The sequence below is a fragment of the Halanaerobium saccharolyticum genome, from assembly GCF_003053565.1.
GTDB lineage: Bacteria > Bacillota > Halanaerobiia > Halanaerobiales > Halanaerobiaceae > Halanaerobium > Halanaerobium saccharolyticum_B.
Window position 1 is genome coordinate 1 of sequence record NZ_QAXS01000001.1, and the last position, 22,592, is coordinate 22,592.

The 22,592-nt window shown below is 39.7% G+C and carries 22 protein-coding genes; 13 read left to right on the forward strand and 9 right to left on the reverse strand.

Going from position 1 to position 22,592, the window contains the following annotated elements; translation table 11 throughout:
• Positions 1-128 precede the first annotated feature (128 nt).
• Positions 129-800 (forward strand): outer membrane lipoprotein-sorting protein, encoded by a 672-nt coding sequence (locus C8C76_RS00005; protein WP_258222386.1) that lies wholly within the window; start codon positions 129-131, stop codon positions 798-800.
• Positions 801-834: 34 nt separating this feature from the next.
• Positions 835-1,929, forward strand: coding sequence for a porin (locus C8C76_RS00010; protein WP_108137414.1), 1,095 nt, complete (start codon positions 835-837; stop codon positions 1,927-1,929).
• A 153-nt stretch (positions 1,930-2,082) separates the two neighbouring features.
• Here C8C76_RS00010 and C8C76_RS00015 read toward each other — a convergent pair whose 3' ends face one another.
• Complete coding sequence (locus C8C76_RS00015; RefSeq protein WP_108137416.1) at positions 2,083-2,529, reverse strand: hypothetical protein; 447 nt, start codon at positions 2,527-2,529, stop codon at positions 2,083-2,085.
• A 142-nt stretch (positions 2,530-2,671) separates the two neighbouring features.
• On the opposite strand from C8C76_RS00015, the gene mntA (C8C76_RS00020) reads away from it, so the two are divergent.
• Genes mntA (C8C76_RS00020) through C8C76_RS00030 form a run of 3 tightly spaced genes read left to right on the forward strand, consistent with a single transcriptional unit; the run spans position 2,672 to position 3,842 of the window.
• A complete protein-coding gene (mntA, locus tag C8C76_RS00020; protein WP_166637127.1) occupies positions 2,672-3,079 on the forward strand; it encodes a type VII toxin-antitoxin system MntA family adenylyltransferase antitoxin in 408 nt (135 codons plus the stop codon).
• Complete coding sequence (gene hepT / locus C8C76_RS00025) at positions 3,072-3,488, forward strand: type VII toxin-antitoxin system HepT family RNase toxin (RefSeq protein WP_108137420.1); 417 nt, start codon at positions 3,072-3,074, stop codon at positions 3,486-3,488. Before mntA (C8C76_RS00020) ends, hepT (C8C76_RS00025) begins: the two co-directional genes overlap by 8 nt.
• A 48-nt stretch (positions 3,489-3,536) precedes the next feature.
• Entirely contained in the window at positions 3,537-3,842 is a 306-nt protein-coding gene (locus C8C76_RS00030) for a PspC domain-containing protein (protein WP_108137421.1), read from the forward strand.
• Between the two features lie 53 nt (positions 3,843-3,895).
• Here C8C76_RS00030 and hepT (C8C76_RS00035) read toward each other — a convergent pair whose 3' ends face one another.
• The 6 genes from hepT (C8C76_RS00035) to C8C76_RS00060 form a co-directional block, all read right to left on the reverse strand.
• Entirely contained in the window at positions 3,896-4,333 is a 438-nt protein-coding gene (gene hepT / locus C8C76_RS00035; RefSeq protein ID WP_108137423.1) for a type VII toxin-antitoxin system HepT family RNase toxin, read from the reverse strand.
• Positions 4,296-4,739 (reverse strand): type VII toxin-antitoxin system MntA family adenylyltransferase antitoxin, encoded by a 444-nt coding sequence (gene mntA / locus C8C76_RS00040; protein WP_181248122.1) that lies wholly within the window; start codon positions 4,737-4,739, stop codon positions 4,296-4,298. The genes hepT (C8C76_RS00035) and mntA (C8C76_RS00040) overlap by 38 nt, the downstream gene beginning before the upstream one ends.
• Positions 4,740-4,797: 58 nt before the next feature.
• Positions 4,798-4,992, reverse strand: a complete 195-nt coding sequence (locus C8C76_RS00045) for a hypothetical protein (RefSeq protein ID WP_108137427.1) — start codon at positions 4,990-4,992, stop codon at positions 4,798-4,800.
• Complete coding sequence (locus C8C76_RS00050; RefSeq protein ID WP_076544055.1) at positions 4,985-6,367, reverse strand: replicative DNA helicase; 1,383 nt, start codon at positions 6,365-6,367, stop codon at positions 4,985-4,987. Before C8C76_RS00050 ends, C8C76_RS00045 begins: the two co-directional genes overlap by 8 nt.
• Before the next feature lie 2 nt (positions 6,368-6,369).
• Complete coding sequence (locus C8C76_RS00055) at positions 6,370-7,392, reverse strand: ATP-binding protein (RefSeq protein WP_108137429.1); 1,023 nt, start codon at positions 7,390-7,392, stop codon at positions 6,370-6,372.
• A gap of 73 nt (positions 7,393-7,465) precedes the next feature.
• Positions 7,466-8,587, reverse strand: coding sequence for a DnaD domain protein (locus C8C76_RS00060; protein WP_108137431.1), 1,122 nt, complete (start codon positions 8,585-8,587; stop codon positions 7,466-7,468).
• Positions 8,588-8,895: 308 nt separating this feature from the next.
• Between C8C76_RS00060 and purB the strand changes: the two genes are divergently transcribed.
• The 8 genes from purB to C8C76_RS00100 all read left to right on the forward strand — a co-directional run bounded on the left by purB (position 8,896) and on the right by C8C76_RS00100 (position 19,919).
• On the forward strand, positions 8,896-10,191 hold the full coding sequence (purB, locus tag C8C76_RS00065) for an adenylosuccinate lyase (protein WP_108137433.1): 1,296 nt from the start codon (positions 8,896-8,898) through the stop codon (positions 10,189-10,191).
• A gap of 188 nt (positions 10,192-10,379) precedes the next feature.
• Positions 10,380-11,651, forward strand: a complete 1,272-nt coding sequence (locus C8C76_RS00070; RefSeq protein ID WP_108137435.1) for an adenylosuccinate synthase — start codon at positions 10,380-10,382, stop codon at positions 11,649-11,651.
• 23 nt (positions 11,652-11,674) lie between these two features.
• Complete coding sequence (purD, locus tag C8C76_RS00075) at positions 11,675-12,967, forward strand: phosphoribosylamine--glycine ligase (RefSeq protein ID WP_108137437.1); 1,293 nt, start codon at positions 11,675-11,677, stop codon at positions 12,965-12,967.
• A 207-nt stretch (positions 12,968-13,174) separates the two neighbouring features.
• The gene (gene cysE / locus C8C76_RS00080; RefSeq protein ID WP_108137439.1) at positions 13,175-13,831 is read left to right on the forward strand and encodes a serine O-acetyltransferase; all 657 of its coding nucleotides are present in this window, start codon (positions 13,175-13,177) and stop codon (positions 13,829-13,831) included.
• A gap of 160 nt (positions 13,832-13,991) precedes the next feature.
• Positions 13,992-15,269, forward strand: a complete 1,278-nt coding sequence (locus C8C76_RS00085) for an AAA family ATPase (protein ID WP_108137442.1) — start codon at positions 13,992-13,994, stop codon at positions 15,267-15,269.
• A 67-nt stretch (positions 15,270-15,336) separates the two neighbouring features.
• On the forward strand, positions 15,337-15,606 hold the full coding sequence (locus C8C76_RS00090; protein ID WP_108137444.1) for a hypothetical protein: 270 nt from the start codon (positions 15,337-15,339) through the stop codon (positions 15,604-15,606).
• A 15-nt stretch (positions 15,607-15,621) separates the two neighbouring features.
• The gene (locus tag C8C76_RS00095; RefSeq protein ID WP_108137446.1) at positions 15,622-18,783 is read left to right on the forward strand and encodes an alpha-mannosidase; all 3,162 of its coding nucleotides are present in this window, start codon (positions 15,622-15,624) and stop codon (positions 18,781-18,783) included.
• Positions 18,784-18,800: 17 nt separating this feature from the next.
• Positions 18,801-19,919, forward strand: coding sequence for an aldo/keto reductase (locus C8C76_RS00100; RefSeq protein ID WP_108137449.1), 1,119 nt, complete (start codon positions 18,801-18,803; stop codon positions 19,917-19,919).
• Between the two features lie 126 nt (positions 19,920-20,045).
• On the opposite strand, the gene C8C76_RS00105 is transcribed toward C8C76_RS00100, so the two are convergent.
• Entirely contained in the window at positions 20,046-21,149 is a 1,104-nt protein-coding gene (locus C8C76_RS00105) for a DUF362 domain-containing protein (protein ID WP_108137450.1), read from the reverse strand.
• A gap of 42 nt (positions 21,150-21,191) precedes the next feature.
• The gene (locus C8C76_RS00110) at positions 21,192-22,424 is read right to left on the reverse strand and encodes an EAL and HDOD domain-containing protein (RefSeq protein WP_108137452.1); all 1,233 of its coding nucleotides are present in this window, start codon (positions 22,422-22,424) and stop codon (positions 21,192-21,194) included.
• Between the last annotated feature and the right edge of the window lie 168 nt (positions 22,425-22,592).

Genomic DNA, 22,592 nt, shown 5'->3' on the forward strand with positions numbered 1-22,592 from the left:
AATCTTTCACCCACCGGGTGAAAACAATATTTTGATAGAAGTTGATATATCAGGGCTGATAATTTATTTCGTGATTGCTATGAATAATTCAGGTTTTTCTAACAACTTTTTCGGCAGCTGCTCAGGATTTGACTGCAGATGAGATAATAAACCGCAGAGATGAAAATGAATATGTAATTACTGCCTATTCGGAAGCTGAAATGATCATTAAAAATAGCGGTAGAACTCAGACTAAAACAATGCGCAGCTGGCAGGATCAGGAACATGCACTGGCAGAATTTACAAACCCTCGGGACAGGGGGACCAAGTTTTTAAAAAGGGGTGATGATCTCTGGATGTTTTTTCCACAGGCTGAAGATTTAGTTAAGATTTCAGGCCATATGCTGGAACAGGGAATGATGGGAAGTGATTTCTCCTATCAGGATATGCTGGAATCTGACAAGTTAACTGTTCTTTATGATTTTGAAATAATCGGAGAAGAGGAATACGAAGGACGGCCCACCTATAAACTGGAAGGAGTCAAAGTGCCCGGTAAAGAGGTAAGTTATTACAGACGGGTGGTCTGGATTGATAAAGAAAGATTTGTTGGTTTAAAAGAAGATCTTTATGCAGAAAGCGGCAGGCTGCTCAAAGAAGCTAGAGTTTTAGAGGTAGAAGAGATTGACGGCCGCTGGTATCCGGTGCATATGGTGATGGAAAATAAGCTGCGCCGGGATACAAGTACCGAATTTATAGTCAATGAAATTGAATTCAATCCGGAATTACCGGAAAATATTTTCACCCTGGAAAGATTGCGCTAACTTAAGAAGTTAATGAGGATGGTGATGTAAAAAGATGAAAGTTTTGACCAAAAAACACAGCCTTTTTTTAATAACCATTGTTGCTTTATTGACCATTTTTTCAGCGCCGGTGCTGTCTGCAGATATAGGAGGAAAGGCCAGTTTGATCAGCAATTTAACTTATGCTGATTCTGAGCTGGAAAACAATCTGGCAGCAGAACTTGAGCTGGAGTGGTTTTTACCCTATGATTTTCCCCTGGATATCCAAAACAGAGCCGTTATTTCTCTCTCGGAAGCAGAAGAAGATAAATTTGATCTCTGGTTTAAAAAATTATATTTAAGAGAAAAGTTTGGTCCTTTTAATGCCAGTATTGGGCGTCAACCAATTTCCTGGTCATATGGTGCCTTAATTAACCCGGTTGACTACAGCCTGGGGGCAGAAAATTTAGAAGAAGAAAGTCGGGCTAAGTTTGTGGATGGTTTGGAGTTATATTATCCAATCAACTGGGGTTCTGGGCTGACTTTTGTTGCTTCCAATCTTGAAAATCAAAAAGAGCATAAATGGGCTCTAAGAGGGAGAACTACTTTTAGGGGCTATGATTTAAGTGCCAGTTATGTAAATACACCTTTAGAAGCTGAAACCGATCTGGAGCGTTATGGTTTAACAGCTAAAGGTGATCTGGGCCCTGTTGGTGCTTATGGTGCCTATGGCCTCTGGCAGAGTGATCAGATTGATTATGATATCTACCAGCTTGGTACTGATTACAGTTATAATTTTCAGGCCGGAAGCAGACTTTACCTGCAGGCTGAGTATTTAAGGCTGGAGGGGCTTAAAGGAGATATTTCTGCCTTTGATCTCTTTAATCTCGAATCATCTACTTCAGATGAGGAAAATGGATCAGAAGGCCGAAATAACCTGGATTTTATCAATACCAATTTAAGTTATGAGATCGACGAATTCTCTTCCATTGGAATTATGACGGTCAGCTATTTAGATGACGGCAGTACGCTTTTTATTCCTAATTACAGCTATCTTTTTGGGAGTAATCTGCTGCTTGAGCTGCGGGGTAGTATTGCAGCCGGCAGTGAAGGAGAGGTTTTAGGTGGAGATGCTAAAGGCTTAGAAATTAATTTAAGTTATACTTTTTAGGCCCGTACACGCACCGGGAACCACCCGATTTGTGTCTATAAATGTCGAAAGAGAAGCTTTTCTGACAGATAAATGTATAAACCGACATAAACTGACATGCACCGTGAACCTGTCAATTTATGTCGGTTAAGGTCTAAAAGTTTCAGAGCTTAATTATGTAAATTTCCAATGATAGATTTTTTTAGTTAATACAAAGCCCAGGGGCAGCAGTAAAGACAGTTGGATGACTGGAACTAAAGCAATGGAAGTACCGTAAACAAGGGGCATGTTTTCCTGGTAACCCCAGCGGCCTAGATGCAGAGCATGAGCTTCAAAATAAAAGGCAACTAATACCGAGTAGAGTAGGGAAATAATATAATCTTTTCTCTCCCAGTCCCCGAGAAACCAGTTGCTGCGTTGATTGACAAAGGCCAGTATGAAAAATAATCCCAGGGCAATGAAGACATCACCTATGGTCGCCTGAATCATCAGCAGTTGGTGTTCAATGAATCCCTGGCCCTCCATTGTATAAAAGATCCCACAGGCTGTGTATTCCCAGATTCCGTGAAGTACAAGTTCTACTGCAGCAAAAATTGAAATTAATTTAATTGTTTTAGGCAAAATAATTTCCTCCCTCTGTTAATTGTCTTCAATTTGTTTTATAATAATGTAAAGACGGTAAATAAATTTATCTCGAGCAGCTAAATGTTTTGGTTAGTTCTTTGCTCAGGTAATGAAGTCAAGCTGTTTAGGGGTTGATATTATGAAAAAGAAAGTTATTGATAAGATAATTAAAATGGCCAGAGAAAATAATGTAATTAAAGCTGTTTATCTTTTTGGCTCTCAGGCTAAGAATCAAGCCAGTGTAAATAGCGATATAGACATTGCGATTCTTCTAGAGGATAATTATACTAAAAAAAGTGGAGAAATTAAAGTTAAGATTTATGAGGACTTAATTAAAGCTGGACTTGATAATATAGATTTAGTTATTTTAAACAAGGCATCAGCTCTTTTAAAATATGAAGTTGTTAAAGAAAATTATCTGCTTTATAAAAAAGAAGACTTTGACGCAGCCTCCTATCAATCACTAGCAATTAGAAAGTACCTTGATTTTGAGTATTACCTGAAAAAAAATCAGCAGAAGTTTAAGGAGAGAATTTTAAATGGTTAAAAAAGAGATAATTTTAGAAAGATCTCAAAAGTGTAATGAATATCTTAAACAGCTGGAGAATATAGTTGAAGATGTAGAATTTAAAGAATTTAATAATAATCCACTTCTGTATGGAAGTGCCGAGAGATTTTTGCATCTATCAATTGAAGCATTAATTGATATAGGGAATCACATAGTTTCAGATGATGATCTGGGGAGGGTTAATGTTTATAAAGATATTGCTGTAATTTTGGCAGAAAATAATTATCTAAATGAAGAGGAAAAAGAGTTGTTTATTCGTATAATTGCTTTCAGAAATATTTTGGTTCATGATTATATGGATTTAGATAGAGATGTAATTTTTAATTTATTAAAAAATAACTTAGATGATATCCGGGGGCTTTTGAAATCATATTTAAACTTAGTTTGATTTAGTTTCAACAAATAATTTATTTCTATATTAAAAGAGGTGAAAAAAATGAAAAAACTTTATCGTTCCCGTGAAAACAGAAAAGTCGGGGGAGTTTGTGGCGGAATAGCAGAATACTTTGGCTTTGATCCGACTCTGGTTCGTCTGGGAGCAATTGTTCTGATTTTCATCTGGGGGGCAGGACTTTTAGCCTACATTGTGGCCTGGGCCATCATCCCTGAAAGACCGGCCCATGTTGATGTTGATTATGATGTCAGCTCAGAACCGGTTTATGAAGATCAGCACAAAGAAGACAGCAAAACTGACCAGAGTAAAAATGGTAATGATGATGATCCTAAATACTATGATATTTAGTGATTTATCTTTCTGGCTCACAAATTTTATAGTAAGAACAGAAAAGCTCCAGCTTAACGGCTGGAGTTTTCGATATTTTTGAGGTAGCTTTCAATTTTTCTAATATATTTTTTGTAACTCTCAATAGTTTTTTGAATACTTTTATATACAATTTGATCATCGATTTCCTCATATTCGTGAACAAGTCTGTTTCTCAATCCAGCAGAAGGGGCAATTTCTTCAGCGAATTTTTGATCTACTATCTGACAATCACTTAATTTAATAAAAGAAGTATAATAATCTGCAGGAGGCTTATGGCCTGAGCTTACTATCAGATGACCATTTATATCCGTGGCAGTTTCAACTATCAGTTGGATTAATCTTTCTGCAGTCCGTTTAACAAAAAAGTTGTCAAGATAATTTTCCATTGAATATTGATTGACTTCTTCCAGCTGGCCCAGGTATTCGATCATCTTATTTAATTTTCGGCGCACGATGAGAGGATCGGTCATTGGTCTGACTCCTTTCTAAAAAATTATCAATAAATTTTTGATCAAGCTGATAAAATTTCCGGACATCATTATGTTCAGCTGCTGCTCTTACCTGGAATTTCTCAAATAGGCCTTTTTCATTTTGATAAAGCAGTTTCCCCTCTGAAGCAATTTTGAATTTAATTAAGGGATCAGCATGATTCAATAAAACCAGATCAACAGGCCGCAGGTCAAAGATTTTAGAAATAGAATAAAGCACATGATCCTGATTTTTCTTTAAAGAACTCTCTTTTTTTACTTTAACTGCAAGATCAATATCACTATTCTCATTAAAGTTTTCACTTTCATATGAGCCAAATAAGATAAGCAGCTGCAGCTCATAATTCTTAAGAATTCCCCTTATTTTATTTATTTTTTCTTTTTCCATAAATACAGCCTCCTCCGCATAAAACGACATAAATCGGGTGGTTCCCGGTGCCTGTACGTTAAAAATCACTTTCCGGGAAAATTTCGTGCAGCCGAGATTTAAATTCTTCAGGAGCATATTCCTGATAGTTTTCCACCAGCTGCATTACCTCTTCTAACTGCTGATCGCTGATCTCTCCCTTTTCGTTGAGGCGGCGGTAAGCATTGGCAAAGGAAAGTACCAGTTTTAAATCTAAACTGTCCAGATTAGCCATGGGGAATCGTTCCTTCCAGTGATAGATTTTCGGGGTCAACAAAGCGGATAAATTCTTCTTCAAAAAAGAGTTTAATCGACCCTGTCTGGCCGGTACGCTGCTTGGCGATGATAATATCTGTATCACTTTCGGTTCCTTCTGCTTCCGCTTCTTCGCGGGCTTTAGCAGAGGTATGAGCATGACGGTAGAGGAATATAACACCATCAGCTACCTCCTCAATATTACCGGAGTCTCTTAAGTCAGAAAGCACCGGTCTTTTATCCTGGCGGCTGGTAAAACTACGAGAAATCTGAGATATTAAAATTACCGGGATATCAAGCTCTGAGGCTAAGTTTCTCAGCTGAAGGACAATCTGACCGACTGCCCGTGAGGTGTTCTGGGCATGTTCCTCCGGCAGCTGAATCATCTGCAGGTAATCAATAACTGCCAGGTCAAGTCCATCCATCTGGGCCTTAAACTTCCGCAGACGAGCTCTAATCTGAGCAGTATTTAAACCACGCTCATCAGAAATCATTAAGGGCAGCTCATGTAAGTTATCAAGTGCCTTAGAAACCCGCTGATCTTCCTCATCATTGGTCTCTCCCTGAGTGTACTTCCAGGCGTTAACCTGAGATTCCTGGACAACCATTCTGTCTACAACCTCAGTTGCATCCATCTCCAGTGACATGATGGCCACTTTGGCCTTTCTTTTAAGCACATTTTTGGCAATGTTGATTGCAAAGGCAGTTTTTCCCATTGAAGTTGAGGCCGCAATAACTGTCAGGTGACCGCGTTTAAAACCTCCGATTAAATTATCAAGGGAGATAAAGCCACTCCGCAGGCCGACATCTGCTTTTTTATGTTTGCGGTCCATATAGTTGGAAAATGACTCCATCAAAACTTCTTCCATATTATAAATATGTTTTTCTAAGTCATTGCTTTCATTAGTTGCCTGAAAGATAATTTCCTGAGCCCGAGCCTGATAGTCATCGATAGTCAGGTCATTAGCCTCAGTCAGTTCTTTCAACTTGTTGGAAGCTCTCTTTAAAAGTGAGCGCTGATAATCCTTTTTGATCAAATCAATGGTAGGATTCAACTCATCAACGGTGTTGAAACCTGAAGTCAGGCGTTCAATTATTTCTTCGGCTTCATCAACTGCATTCTGACTCTGCAGATCAATTAAAAGCTTGGTTCTCGAAATCTGGTTATCCTGCTGATACTGTTTTAAAAGCTGGTCAAAAATAATCTGAGCCTGGGGATCCAGAAAATGTTTGACTTCGAGCAGGTCAGCAACCTCATCAATTTTATCCGGGTACTGCAGCAGGATGCCTAAAAGCTGATATTCATTTTTATTGTAGCGGTCGTCCTTACGCTGGTTCTGTACTTCAACTGCCATAATCAGGCCTCCTGTTGTTCTTCAATTTTTTTAACTCTGACATTACCTGCAAGTTCTAAATACTTATTCATTTCCAAAAGTCGCTGAAAAATTCGCTCTCCCATTACCGGGAAACGATTTTTTAAATTTTTAATAGAATAATTTGTTGATAAAATAATTGGTTTTTCCTCTCTGTAGCGGCGGTCTATAATCTGATAAAGGGTAGAAGAGGCAAATTCTGTTGCCTTTTCAGTTCCCAGATCATCAATTAAAAGTACCGGAATCTGCTGGACTGTACTTAAAATTTGTTTTTCATCAGTCTCAGGATTGTTCTGGTTATAGGTGCTTCTAATCTGCTGCAGGAGATCAGAATATACAATGTAGCGGAACTGAATCCCGCGGTCAATTAAAGCATTGGCAATACAGCCTAAGAGATAGGATTTACCACTCCCGATCGGGCCTTCAATAATCAATCCCCTGCTGACCCCTTCAGAATTATATTTCTGGACAAAGGAAGATGCCAGGCTGTAAATTTTCTGCGCATTTTCGCGGTAGTTCATCCCGCTGTCTGTTACGAGATCAGTTTCATAATAGTTGAGATTAGCATTGGCGAAAGTTGCACTCTGTAAATGACGGGGTAAATTGCCGTTCTGCTGTTTGCGCTGTCTTAAGTCATTTTTGGCACAGCTGCAGACTAAATACTGGTTGTTCCGATAGATGCGGCCAGTATCATGGCACTTTTCACAGTCCCAGTCCGGTTCTTTATAGTCAAGTGGAATATCATGTTTTTTTAACAGTTCATGGTAGTGAGCTTCCAGATTTTCTATTTCTTTTTTCAACTCTTCAATTGAATTTTGGTCTGACTGACCTTTATTAAAAAGCCCAACTTTCAGCATCTTATATTCACGTTTGAGGGAATTTAAATAACTGTAAGCCTGCTCAACATCAGGATACTCCCTGTGGACGCGGGCTATTCTTTTTTCGGCTTCCATATATTTTTCTCGGGCCTTACCCTGATATTTATTTGAATTAAACTGTAGTGGCATTATTTATCCCCTTTCTCCTCAGCAGCTACCGTTTTGGAACCCAAAATTTTCCAGGTACCCGGTACCCACCAATTTATTCTTTATATTTATCGAAGTCAATAAAAAAGTCCTTCCATTTATAGCTGTCATCATCATCTTTTTCTCTATTCTTTTTATTTTCATTCTTATTTTTGCTCTGCTTTGATTTTTTCTCTTCGGAGCCGGAATCACTCTGATCCCTGCTGTCAGCTTCTGCTGCTTTGCCGTCCATTTCTTTCTGCAGCCAGCGGCGGAAATCAGCCAGGTTGTTGATCCCGAGTTCCTTAATCGGGTTAATAAAATTATCTTCTACATATTTCAAAGAAGGCTGACCGTCTCTTTTGCGGCGGACTGCTTCTCTGATTGCAGCCAGAGCGAGCTCCTTACTTAAAGCCTGCTCACCACTGAGCCAGCTCTGAAAAGTTTTCAGCTGGGCAGTGTTGGAGGAAAAGGACCTGATTCCATAGGCCCGGGCCAGCTCCTTTGTTTCCCGATGCAGTTTATCCTGCTGCTGCAGCTTTTCGTAGGTTGTAATTTCTTCCTGATACCAGCTGTCAATAATTGCTTTCAGATAAGCATAGGCTCCCTGCAGGTGGTCGGTTGCTCCCTGTCTTTTGAGCCATTTATCAACTCGGCGCACCAGCTCTTTGAGCATTCTGGACTCAAAATCATTAAGCCAGCTTTTTATCTCTTCCCGGCGGTGAATATTTCTGCTGGCCGGGGGCAGAAAAGAAATTAAAGCAGCTGCAATTTCATTTTTGGAAGCGGAGTTGCTGTTGATCAGCTGTTTTCTGATTTCCGCTCCTGCAGTCGAGCTTTCTTCAACTACCTTTTTATTTTCAGTTTCCATTAAGACTGCTTCTAAACTTAGAAAACAGCGAAAAAAGTTATTTTCTGCTGTCGGCTGCCGACTGATGATACCGGTTCCGGCAAGTCCTTTGAGAGCAGATTTTAAGTCTTCGATCTCCATCCCCAGTGCACCGGCTGCCAGAGGCAGTTCGATTTCAATTTCACTGGCTTCCTTCCGGTGGGTAAGCAGATAGAGCAAAACCTTTGTTTCTGTTCCGGAAAACTGGCGCAGAAACCCCTTTTCGATTAAACTGTCACCTAAAGTTAAAAGCTGCCTGCTGTCAGCTTCACTTAAGTCTACTGTTTTTCTATAAAAATTATTATCCATTTGATCACCATTAACCCTTCAAAATTTTAGCGCTTACATTTATTATATCAGATCTCAGAGATTTTTTAAGAAAAAATCCAATAAATTTCTTAACTGCAGTTAATAATTATATGTGTTATTTGACTAAAATTCAACAGGCAGGCGGGAGACTTATCTTGACAGCTCCCACTGCATCTGCTAATATTAAACTGAAAAAAAGAGAATAGCGAAATTATTGGCAGATCAGCGGCTAAACTGCTGAAATATGCCTGATATTTATTTTTAAAGAAAATTAATCTAATAATGGAAAAAAGAGAGGGAGATTATTTATGCTTTCAAGGTACAGCCGGGCAGAGATGGAAAATGTCTGGAGTGAGGAGAGAAAATATGAGATCTGGCTTGAAATCGAAATTGCTATTTTAAAGGCCAGAGCAGAGCTGGGAGAAATTCCAGTCAGTGCAGCTGAGAAAGTTGAGCGGGAAGCAGAGGTTGATTTAAAGCGGATTAAAGAAATTGAGGCGGAGACTCGCCATGATATGATTGCCTTTATTGAAGGGATTTCGGAGAATTTAGGTGAGGAATCTCGTTTTATTCACGAGGGAGTAACTTCTTCTGATATTAAGGATACAGCTCGAGCAATGCAGATGCAGCAGGCCGTAGAGCTGATTTTAACAGGTTTAAAAGAGCTAAAGGAAACTCTGGCTGCAAAAGCTCTGGCTGATAAGGATACAATTATGGTCGGCAGGACCCACGGTGTTCACGCTGAACCGATCACCTGGGGCTTAAAGGTCCTAAACTGGTATCAGGAAATTGAGCGCCAGATTACTCGCTTTGAGCAGCTGGAAGAAGTTGTGGCAGTTGGTCAGATTTCTGGGGCTGTTGGAACCTTTGCCACTATTGACCCTGCAGTTGAGGAAAGGGTTTGTGAGATTTTAGGTCTTAAAAATTCAAAAGTCAGCTCTCAGATTCTGCAGCGGGACCGTCATGCTGATTTTGTGGAAAGAATTGCCCTGGCAGCTGCTTCTATAGAAAAATTTGCGACAGAAATTAGAAATTTACAGCGGACAGATATTCTGGAGGTTGAAGAAGGTTTCCGCAAAGGTCAGAAGGGTTCATCGGCCATGCCTCACAAAAAGAATCCAATTGTCTGTGAGCGCCTCAGCGGACTGGCCCGGGTGATTAGAGGTAATGTAGTTCCTGCACTCGAAAATGTAAGCCTCTGGCACGAGAGAGATTTAACCCACTCTTCAGTTGAACGGGTTATTCTGCCTGACAGTGCAGTGCTGCTCGATTATATGCTGGCTAAGTTTAAGGGAGTAATGGAAGAGCTGGTAGTCAATGAAGATAATATGAAGCTTAATCTGGAAAAAACCCTGGGGCTCACCTTTTCACAGCGCTTAATGCTGGCCCTGGTCGAAAAAGGTCTGCGCCGGGAGGAAGCCTATGAGCTGGCCCAGAGAAATGCGATGACCGCCTGGGAAGAAAAGACCGATTACAGAAAATTGATTGCAGCTGACGAAGAAATTGGAGAACATTTATCAGAGGCAGAACTTGACCAGATTTTTGACTGGCAGGCCTATTTGAAAAACATTGATCAGATTTTTAAGCGGACGGGATTAATTTAAGGATGCATATTGGTCTGATTTTTGTTAAACTATAGTTAAGAGAGAAGAACTTAGAATTTAGTAGTGTTTCTGTTTGGGTCTTTAAGAATTTTGAAGGAAAGTAATTTCACTAATCAATAATAGTAGTTTAAAAATAAAGAGTAGTAGTGAGAAGAATTAATCAAAGAATATGTGAGGAGAGAAATTAAATGTCTAATAAGATAGTTGTTGGTGCACAGTGGGGAGACGAAGGTAAGGGTAAAATTACCGATATGCTGGCTGAGACTGCTGATTTAGTTGTCCGCTATGGTGGTGGAAATAATGCCGGGCACACAGTAATAGTCGGTGAGGAAAAATTTGAGCTGCACTTGATTCCGTCTGGAATTTTATATGAGGATAAAAAATCTGTGCTGGGCGGAGGAGTAGTAATTGACCCTGAAGCTATGGTTGAGGAGATGGAAGGCTTAGAAGAACGAGGAATTTCGCTGGCCAACCTTTATATTTCTGAGACTGCCCATGTGATTATGCCCTACCACAGGATGCTGGATGCCCTGGAAGAAGAGCGCAAGGGTGACAGCAAAATTGGAACTACCGGTAAAGGAATCGGCCCCTGCTATACTGATAAAACCGCCCGCCGGGGAATTAGAATTGCTGACCTGCTGGATGAAGGCAGACTGCGGGCAAAACTGGAAAAAGCACTTGATTATCATAATGTATTATTAGAAAAGGTTTATAATGCAGAGCCATTAAAAGCAGAAGAAATCATTAAAGCCTACCAGCCGTACATAGAAAAGCTGAGACCATATGTGACAAATACTTCTCTGCTGCTGAACGAAGCTCATAAAAATAATCAGAAAATATTTTTTGAAGGAGCACAGGGTACACTGCTCGACATAGATTATGGTACCTATCCCTTTGTTACTTCCTCTAATCCAACTGCCGGGGGAGTCTGTACCGGTACTGGAATGGGCCCGACAACAATAGATGATGTTATCGGGGTTACTAAAGCTTATTTGACCAGAGTTGGAGCAGGTCCTTTCCCCACAGAACTGGAAAACGAGCAGGGAGAATACTTAAGAGATAAGGGCCATGAGTTTGGAGTAACTACAGGCCGTCCCCGCAGATGTGGCTGGCTCGATATTCCGATTTTGAAACATGCTGTTAGAGTTAACGGTTTAACCGAGATTGCACTGACCAAAATAGATGTTTTAACCGGTCTGGACGAGATTAAAGTCTGTACCGCCTATAAGCACGGGGAAGAAATTGTGGAAGAATTCCCACCGTATTTAGAAAGTGAAATTCCCTATGAGCCGGTTTACGAAAATTGGCACGGCTGGGAAGAAGATATTACCGAAATCAGAGATTTTGAAAAACTGCCTGAAAATGCTAAAAAATATATAAAAAGAATTGAAGAACTGATCGGAATTCCGGCTAAGATTATCAGTGTTGGCCCGGGCCGGAAGCAGGCAATTATCAGATAAATAAAAGATGAGGAGGATCGGTTATGAAAGTTTTAATAGTGGGAAGTGGAGGTAGAGAACATGCCTTAGCCTGGAAGCTTTATCAGAGCGAAAATGTTGATAAGATTTATGCAGCTCCAGGTAATGATGGGATGTTAGAAATCGCAGAAAGAGTTGAAATAGAAGTAGATGACATTGAAGCCCTGGCAGATTTTGCCCGCGAAAATGAAATTGGGATGACTGTTGTCGGCCCCGAAGAACCACTGGTGGCAGGAATAGTTGACTATTTTGTAGAGCGTGAGCTGCCGATCTTTGGACCAAAAAAGCAGGCTGCTCTCTTAGAGGGCAGTAAAGCCTTTGCCAAAGAGATTCTTAATAAATATAATATTCCAACTGGAGAATATGAGGTCTTTACTGATCCGGATTCTGCGCTCAACTATCTTGAAAATGCAGAATATCCGCTTGTAGTTAAGGCCAATGGTCTGGCAGGAGGTAAAGGGGTTATTGTTGCTTCCAATTATCAGAATGCCCAGGATGCAGTTTCCAGAATCATGGAGGATAAAGCCTTTGGTGATGCCGGGGACAGGATTGTGGTTGAGGTCTTCATTGAAGGAGAGGAAGTATCGATATTTGCTCTAACAGATGGCCAGACGATTCTGCCAGTAACCAGCACCAGAGAGCACAAGGCTGTCTTTGAGGGAGAAGAAGGACCAAACACCGGTGGTATGGGTTCCTATTCGCCTTCACCCTATGTGGATCAGGAGATGATGGATCAGATCTGCCGGGAAATTTTAAGACCGACCCTTCATGCTTTAAACAGTGAAGGAATCGACTACCGGGGAGTTATGCATGTTGGGATTATTTTGACTGAAAATGGACCAAAAGTAATAGATTATAATGCCCGCTTCGGTGATCCGGAAACCCAGGTTATTATGCCGCTTTTAGCAGAGGATCTGCTGGAGCTGATGCAGATGACAAACGATGTAGAATTAAAATACAAAAAAGAGATTGATGTTTACGGCAGTGATGCAGTCTGTGTAATCCTGGCATCTGCCGGCTATCCTTTAACTTACGAAACAGGTCATGAGATTAAAGGCTTGGAAAATCTCAAACACCATGATGATTTAATTGTTTTTCATTCCGGCACCCGCCTGGAGGACGGTAAATATTATACTGATGGCGGCAGAGTTATCGGGATGACAGCAGTAGGTGAGGGAATTTTAAGTGTAATTGATTCTGTATACGATTATATTAACGAGGTAGAATTTAAGGATATGCACTACAGAACAGATATTGGTTTTTCTATCTCCGATGTGCCTGAGGCCGCTGTGGAGTAATTTAATAATGTGCATGCACCGGGAACTTGTCGCTTAAAGTCGAATTATGCGAGCGAAATATTGCTTGCATTTAGCTCTTGAAGCCGGTATAATAAACTTGAGTATGGAACTTATAATTAATTTTAATTGATTATTCGACAGGAAACTTCAAAAACTTACATGCACCGGGTGCATGTCGGTTTTAGTCGGATTCAGGGGGTAAAATTTATGTTTAAAAGATTAAAATGCGATATTAACGCAGTTTTTGATAGAGATCCGGCAGCGGATAATCTGCTGGAGGTAATTTTGGCCTATTCAGGTCTGCACGCACTGCTCTTTCATCGCTTTTCGCACTGGTTCTACAGTAAGGGGTTAAGAACTATTCCCAGGCTGATCTCCCAGCTGGCCCGCTTTTTGACCGGGATTGAGATTCATCCCGGAGCAGAAATTGGCTGTGGTTTTTTTATTGATCACGGTATGGGAGTCGTAGTCGGCGAAACAACAGAGATTGGAGATAATGTAACTCTTTATCAGGGTGTTACTCTTGGTGGTACAGGTAAAGAGCGGGGTAAACGTCACCCTACGATTGGCAATAATGTTGTCGTTGGAGCAGGAGCCAAAGTTCTCGGCTCAATTACAATTGGTGATGATGCCAAAATTGGTGCCGGCTCAGTTGTCCTAAAAGATGTGGAAGAAAATTCTACAGTTGTCGGTATTCCCGGTCGAGTTGTGAGCCGTGATGGCCGCAGAGTCCATCCGGAAAGAGATTTGGAGCATGCCGATCTTCCGGATCCAATTAGAGATAAGCTGCTGGAATTAGAAGAAGATTTTTTAAAGCTAAAAAAAGAGATTTTAACCAAAGATTCATTTGAAGATGTCGGTTAAAATTCACTTTATAAAAATTTAATAGAATGATTACAGGTGGCAGTTTCCTTCCGGGAGCTGTCATTTTTTTCTTGCTGTGATATAATAGAGATGTGAAATTAAAATTTAATTATAAAGCAAAATAAATCTCTACTTTCTACCAGCCAGAAGGAGGATCAGAATGGGCATCAAAAAAATTAAAGTTTCCAATTTTAAGAGCTTTAAAGAACTTGAAATTGATTTAAATCAATTTAATGTTTTAGTAGGGGCCAATGCAGCCGGAAAATCGAGTTTTATTCAGATATTTGATTTCATTAGGGATATAATTAAAAGTGGTTTGAGCAATGCAATTTCCATGCAGGGTGGGGTAGAATATTTGCGAAATATAAATATTGGAGATCAGCAGCCGCTTTACATGGAGATAATTTTTGATCGCCCCAATATCCAGAAAATTGAAAAAGAAAGCGAGGATAATATTCTCTTTAGAGAGGCTTACGAGAGTAGATATCAGTTCAAAATTGATTTTAATGGCGAAGATTTCAAAGTGGTAGAGGATCAGTTAACCTTAAAATTTAAATATTATCAAATTAAAAAGCAAAATAGAATAGCAGAAAAGAAAAAAGAAGAAAAGGAAATGGGAGAAATCGTCCTAACTTTATTGAAAGAAAATAATGGTCTAGAGATCAAGATTAATAAAGACACCTTAAAAACTGATCAGATTAAAGTTACAAAGGATAATATATTACCGTCATTTTTAGAAGAAATTAAGCTTTCAGATAGGGAATTGATTTTAGAAACTCCATTTGCTTTTATTGTTGAGCGTTCAATTAAAGAAATTTTAGGTGGGATTTCGATTTATAATATTAATCCTTTACTATCCAAAAAAGCAACTCCAATAACTGGTAAGGCAGAATTAGAAGAAGATGGAGAAAATCTGGCTATAGTATTGAAAAATATAATCGAAGATCAAGCTAAAGCCAGGAAATTTTCTAATATTGTCAAAGATATACTTCCCTTTGTTGAAAATATTGATATAGAAAAATTTGCAGATAAATCTTTGCTTTTCAAACTTAAAGAAGAATATTCTAAAAAAGATTATATTCCAGCTTCGATTCTTTCTGATGGAACAATCAGCACAATAGCGTTGATAATTGCCCTTTATTTTGAAGATAAAAAAATTGCAATTATAGAAGAACCGGAAAGGAATATTCATCCTCACTTAATTTCAAAACTGGTGGATATGTTTATTGATGCTTCAAAAAAGAAACAAATTCTAATCACCACCCATAATCCAGAGCTGATTAAATATATTGATTTAGATGATTTATTTTTAGTTCATCGTGATCAGGAAGGTTTTTCTAAGATTAGCAAACCGGTAGAAAAAGAAGAAGTTCGGGTATTCCTGGAAAATGATATGGGAATTGATGATTTATACATCCAAAATTTACTGGAGGTGTAATCTTGCATAAGCGGCTGTATATACTGGTGGAAGGGAATGATGATGAAAGATTTTTCAAAAAATTATTGTGGTTATCAAAGAGATTGAAAGTTGGTATCTTGCCGGACTGGACCAGGAAACAAGCTCAGCTATCGGGGTTCAGAATTTTGAAAGAACAGATCATTTATTTAAAGAAGATTTTAATGATTTATTAGAGTCGGTTTATGATTCCAGGATTGATTTTATGTGGGAGATAATAAAAGTATTCTCGCTTAAAACTGCAGCTAAAAAGAACAGCTCACTTAATTATTTTCTGAATAATTTTGTTGATAGAGATCTACTCGATAAAAAAATATAATGGGAAGTGAAGCTAATGTTTTTCAAAGAGGGAAAAATTGAAAGATACTTAAAAGATTTAGCAGCTAATTTGAATCAGCAGGAAATTTTAATCGAAAAATTTACAAAATATTCTGCAAGAATTGAGGATAAATCACTACCGGAATTCTCAAAGTTAAGAGGTGAAACTTTTAAAGTTGGGGGGAGCTGGGGAGGTAGGGAGCAGTGCAGCTGGTTTGTAACTGAGCTCAAACTGCCTCAAGACTGGGATTTAGACCAAAACAATATTTATTTAGAAATAATTCCTGGCAGCAGTCACCCCGGCGGCTTGGCCGGAGCAGAATCGCTGCTCTATTTAAACGGTCAGCCGCTGCAGGGTCTGGATCGCAACCATTCGCTGGTTAAATTAAGAGATAAAGACTTAAAAGGTGAAAGTTTAAAAGTAGCAGTCAAAGCCTTTAGCGGTCTGGAAGCAGAAAAAAGATGGTTTAAAAAAGCAGCTTTAATCTTTAGAGATTCGACTCTGGAAGACTTTTATCAGCTGGCTAAAACCCTTAAAGAATCTATTGCTCTTATGGATGAGGGGGATAACCTGCGGCAGAAACTTTTAAATAGGCTGAATCAGGCTTTTAATTTAATTGATTTTAGGAAACCGGGCTCAGCTGAATTTTTAGCGACTGCAGCTGAGGCCAGCCAGTATCTTAAAAACTCGCTGGGAGAACTCAAAGCTGAAACTGAGCTGCCAAAAATAACAGCAGTTGGTCATTCTCATCTTGATGTAGCCTGGCTGTGGCGGCTGCTGCACACCAGAGAAAAGACAGCCCGCACTTTTTCTACAGTTCTAAAACTGATGGAAGAATATCCGGACTACACCTTTGTTCAGTCCAGTCCCCAGTTATATAAGTTTATTAAAGAAGACTATCCGGAAATTTATGCCCGGATAAAAGAAAAAATTAAAGAGGGAAGCTGGGAAGTAACCGGAGGAATGTGGGTTGAAGCCGACTGCAATCTGACTTCGGGGGAATCACTGGTCAGACAATTTTTGCACGGAAAGCGTTTTATCAAGGAAGAATTTGATCAGGACTGGAATATTCTCTGGCTGCCCGATGTATTTGGCTATTCCTGGGCTCTGCCGCAGATTATTAAAAAAAGCGGCATGAAGTATTTTATGACCACCAAGATCAGCTGGAGTCAGTTTAACCGGCCTGAGTATGATACTTTTAAGTGGCGGGGCATTGACGGCACAGAAGTATTAACTCATTTTATTACAACTCCTGAGGTAAATAATGATGAGCCTTTTTATACCTATAACGGGCTTCTAAATCCCGAATCAGTCAGGGGAAGCTGGGATAATTATCAGCAGAAAGAAATTAATGATCAGCTGCTTATTGCCTATGGCTGGGGAGACGGTGGGGGTGGTCCGACTCGAGAGATGATCGAAAGCGGTAAAAAAATGCAGCAGATTCCCGGGCTGCCAGAAGTAGAGTTCGGCAGTGCAGAAGAATATTTTGAAAAACTGGCAGCTCGAATGGAAGAAAAACCTGAGCTGCCTGTCTGGGATGGCGAATTATATTTAGAATATCACCGGGGAACCTATACCTCACAGGCTGAAATTAAGAAAAATAACCGCCGTGCTGATATTATGCTGCATGATACAGAGCTTTTTAGATCTTTTGCAGAGCAGACAGCAGGTCTGAGCTATCCTGCTCAAAAACTGCAGTCAAACTGGGAAATTCTGCTTAAAAATCAGTTCCATGATATTTTGCCCGGATCTTCAATCAAAGAGGTTTATCAGGACAGTGCCCGCGAATTTAGAGAGCTTTTTGCCGAGCTGAGAGGAGAACTGCAGGGCGGCCTGAAAAAAATTGCAGCTCAGATTGAAGGTGAGCAGAAAAAGCTGGTCGTTTTTAATTCTCTGCCCTGGCAGCGCTCAGGTTATATTGAATTTGAAGGACGGCAGATTATGATCGATAATATTCCGGCCAGTGGTTATAAAGCCTATAATCTTAGTGAAAGTGATGAGGGATTAAAACTGGAAGCGGAAGTGGCAGCTCAGAAAGAAGCTGATTTTAAAGAAAGCCAGATTAAGTATCTGCTCAGTAAGAGCCAGGGCCAGCAGACTGTTGGGGCTGGGAGCCGCAATTTATTAAAGGTTGAGGCAGAAAAAAATCAGCTGGAAAATAGATACTACAGGATTAAGCTCAATCAGCAGGGGCAGATAATCTCTCTCTATGATCGACAGTTTCAGCGGGAGTTAATTCCGGCTGGGAAAAAAGCCAACCTGCTGCAGGCTTTTGAAGATCGGCCAATGCGCTTTAATGCCTGGGATATAGATATTTACTACCAGGAAAAAGAGTATTCGATTGATAAGCTGGAGGAGCTGGAAATAGAAAAAATGAACGACAGAATTGTTGCCAGGCTGAAGTGGAAATTTTTAGATTCAACTATTTCCCAGCAGCTGGTTATCTATGCCAATCAGCGGCGGCTTGATTTTAAAACTGATGTGGACTGGCAGGAAGAACAGATTCTCCTGAAGACGGCTTTCCCGGTTGATCTGCGCAGTACAAAGGCGACCTATGAGATTCAGTTTGGGAATGTGGAGCGAAATACTCACTGGAATACAAGCTGGGATTATGCTAAGTTCGAAACTGTTGGCCATAAATGGGCTGATCTCTCGGAAAGAAACTATGGAGTTAGCCTCTTAAATGACTGCAAATATGGCTATGATATTAAAGACCAGACAATGCGTTTGACTCTGATAAAATCCGGGGTTTATCCTGACCCAGCAGCAGATCAGGGTAAGCACAGTTTTACTTACAGCCTCTACCCACATGCTGGGGACTGGTTTGAAGCTGAGACTGTAAAAGAGGCCTACGAGCTAAATTATCCGCTTAAAACTGTAATTACTCAAAATGAAACAGGTAAAGAACCGCAGCAGAAGTCATTTATCGATGTTGAAGCAGAGAGTACAATTTTAGAGACTGTCAAAAAAGCAGAAGCTTCCGAGGAGCTGGTTTTTAGATTTTACGAATACGGTAAACAGAGGGATAAAGTTAAGGTCAGTCTGGGCCAGGAGCTGAAAAAAGTTACTGAATGTAATTTGATGGAGGAAGATATTGCAGAGCTTAAGGCTGAAGTTGATAGTTTTGAATTTAAAATTAAACCATATGAGATTAAAACTTTTAAAGTAAAATTATAAATCAGGGGGAATTTAAAATGGAAAAGAGAAGACTTGGAAAAACTGGCATGGAAGTTAGTCTGCTCGGTTTTGGCGGCTTTCACCTAATAGAAATACCAGCTGACAGGGCGGCAGATTTATTGACCACTTATTTAGATCGAGGTGGAAATTATCTGGAAACAGCAGCTTCTTATGGTGATGGTGAGTCAGAAAAGAAGATCGGGGAAATAGTTAAAAACAGGCGGGATGAGCTTGTTCTGGCCAGTAAAACTGGAGTCAGAGATGCTGAGGGTGCAATGGCAGAAATAGACCGCAGTCTGAAAAATCTGCAGACAGATCACCTCGACATAATTTTTATGCATGGAGTTGGTGATGAGGCAGATTTGGAGGCGATTTTAAAGCCGGGCGGCTCCCTGGAGGCTGCCAAAAAAGCAAAAGAAATGGGGAAAGTTAAACATATTGGGATTACAGCTCACGGCCAGCCTGATGTTTTAATTAAAGCCTTAAAAACTGGCGAATTTGAGGTGATGATGACTCACTTCAATTATTTTGACAAATTCAACTTTCCTAAATTAGAGGATCAGCTGCTGCCGCTGCTTAAAGAAAAGGAGATAGGAACACTCTGCATGAAGCCGCTTGCTGATGGATTTCTGTGGCAGAATGTAGAAGATGCCTTTCGCTATGTTTTTTCACTGCCGGTTGATGCTGTGGTAACAGGGATGAATAACCAGGAGATGCTGGAGATGGATTTAAAGCTGGCAGAGGAGTTTGAGCCGCTGACTGAGGCTGAAAAAGAAGAACTATTTGCTAATGCTGAAGAATTGGGAGATTATATCTGCCGCCAGTGTGATCAGTGCAGTGTTTCTAAAGAATTTGGGGAAGACCTGAAAGCTGTATTTAGAATGGAAGGTTATTTTGACCGGCAGATGTATGACGGCAGGCCCCGAAACCCTGCTGAATATGCTCTGCGGGACCGCCTCCGCTTCTGGTTTGGCGACATAGAACTGGCAGAAGCTCGCTATCAGAAGCTGGAGCTTAAAGCAGCTGACCTGCTGGATAAAGCGGTTGAATTTAAAGCCTGTAAGTATGGACTTGATGTCAAGAACAAGCTGGAAATAGTGGATTATAAATTAGGTGAAAGTGAGGTCATGCAGTAGCTTAAAAAGTAGAATTGATTAAAAATAAAATTGAGCTAAAAAAGCCCAGCCTGAGAGCTGGGCTTAGATATTAGAGTTAAATCAAGTTGTATCCGGCGGCTGCATCTTTTGCAGCACCTGCATGCTTTATAAAGAAACCAGCTCGTATTCTTTTGAGCCCATTCCAATTTCTGCTGCATAATCAATCTGCCTTACTCCACCATCAGTACTCGGATGAACTGCCTTAAACTTATTTTCACCCGGCTTTAAATCGCGGTCCTCAAGCATTCCCTTCGGTTCAGCCTGATTGACGAGATCTAAAGAAGCCTGCTCCAGGGCAACCGGATCCTTAGAAGCTAAAATACCGATATCATTGACAATCGGGCGGTCACTCCAGCCAGCACAGTCACAGTCAGGAGAAACATTGGTGATAAAATTGATATAAACATTTTTTCTATCCTTAACAATTCCATAAGTAAATTCTACCTGACGCTCTTCCATTCCTTCACTGGTAGATTCCCATTCAACAGAAATTGCATCGGTCGGGCAGGTGACAACACATTCTCCACAGCCAATACAGATTTCATGGTCGATGTAGCTTTCATTTTCATTAATAGTAATACAATCTTCCGGACAGTGTTTTACACACTGCATACATTTAATACATTCTGATTCAGTGATTTCGGGCAGCACGGCTGAGTGCATCATCTGCTTGCCGGCTCTACTGCCGAGTCCCATTCCGATATTTTTAAAGGTGCCGCCAAAACCTGCCAGCTCATGACCCTTAAAATGAGCCAGACTGATCAATACATCAGCATCGAGAACCTCAGAGGCGATGCGGACCTTATCAAAATGTTTAAGGTTAACTTCAACTTCAGTTGAGCCTTTACCAGTGAGACCATCGGCGATAATTATTGGTGCCTGAACAGTAGCATAACCAAAACCATTGCCAATTGCTGCGTTTAGGTGGTCAACAGAATTGGAGCGCTCGCCGGTATAAAGAGTATTGGCATCAGTTAAAAAAGGTTTCCCCTTTAATTTCTTTGCAATTTGGACAATTTCGCGGGTAAAGACCGGCCTGATAAAGGCTGTATTGCCCGGCTCACCAAAATGCTGTTTGATTGCCACAAAATCATCTTCCTCGATTAATTCGTGAAAACCCGCCTTATAAAATAATTTCCCCAGTTTTTTAACCAGACTTTCACTGCCAGATGAAGCTTTCATATCTGCCATAAATACTTTACTTGCCATAAAAAAATCCCCCTTAAAGATAGTCTTTCAAAATTTAATTGATTATTTCTGATTTTTAATTAAAATTCCCATTGTTTCATAAGCAAAATCTACAGCTTCCAGATATTTATTATAGAGTTTTTTAGGATCGAGCTGGTTCTTTTTTTCGATTAGGGCTACCTGATCCCACTTAACCCTTTCGAAGGCAATAACAAGATTTAAGATTTCTCCCATAACCCCTTCTCTGATCAAAAGAGCTTCCTTAATTTCTTCGGTGAGAGCAGTTTCTTCCAGAATCTTTGACATCGGTCTATTTAAAAAAGCATCCATCATCGAAAAAATGCCCATCGTAAATAAATCTTCACTTTTTTCAGCTGACTTAAATTCTTCAGCAAGTGATTCGGCAAATTTGGCCCGAGTTAGGGTATTAACAAAAAGAATATTTGGCTTATCATCTTTTAAACCACTAATTAGATAAAGCAGACTCCATTTTTTGAGGCCTTTAACTCCCAGCAGGGCTGAGGCCTGTTTGATTGAAGAGACATTATAGCCATAAGAGGCAGAATTAATTGTTTTTAAGAGGCTGAAAGTCATTGAGATATCATTTTTAATTATTTTCTCAACTTCATCAAAATCAACATCCTCTTTATTTAATTCTTTTAAGACATTGAGGTAGTTTATTTTATACCCTGGGGTACCGCTGTCACTTATCATATCAGCTTTTGTAAAGAAAATTCCCTGAAAATAATCAAAACCGAGCTCTTTTGCCTCTTTAAAGTGATGGTGCTCATCGATGTTTTGGGCTAAGAATTTGACTCCTTTGGGGCTTTGAGATTTTATCTTTTCGATAAAACTTTTATGTTCGGCCTTAGAAGCCTTTTTATAATCAATTTTAATTATATCTGCATAATTATAAAGTTCGTTTTCTGCTGGAGCAGCTTCTGATTGATTTAAGATAAGCAGTGAACCCATTTCTCTTAAATTTTTTATGTTATTTTTGATTTGATTTTCAAAATTAAGAGCAGCTGAAACTTCGATGCCGAGTTTTGCCTTTGATAAAAGCTGAGGAACTTCGCTCTGAAGCAGTTCTGCATTAAAATGAATAAAAATTCTTTTGCCATCAGCAAGGTTGCTTTTCTCAAAAAATTCAATGTCATCACTAATTTCTTCTGCAAAAAGATTTGAAGTTTTAGTGAGTTCTTTACCCTTAATTACATTTTTAAAAACTATCTCATAAGCAAATACCTCTTGATTTTTGTCTAGAACCGGTTTCCGGGCAGCAATATATTTCCCCATTTGATATCACTCTCTTTTTAAAAAATTTTAAGTAATTAATCTTTTTCATTAAAATAAAAGTTAGAATTAATAGACACTTTAAACTAGCTTAATGTAAATTATACACTAAAAACTATAATTTTACAAAAAAATAGCCCGGTAGGTTGGGGGTCCTCCGGGCCTTTCACA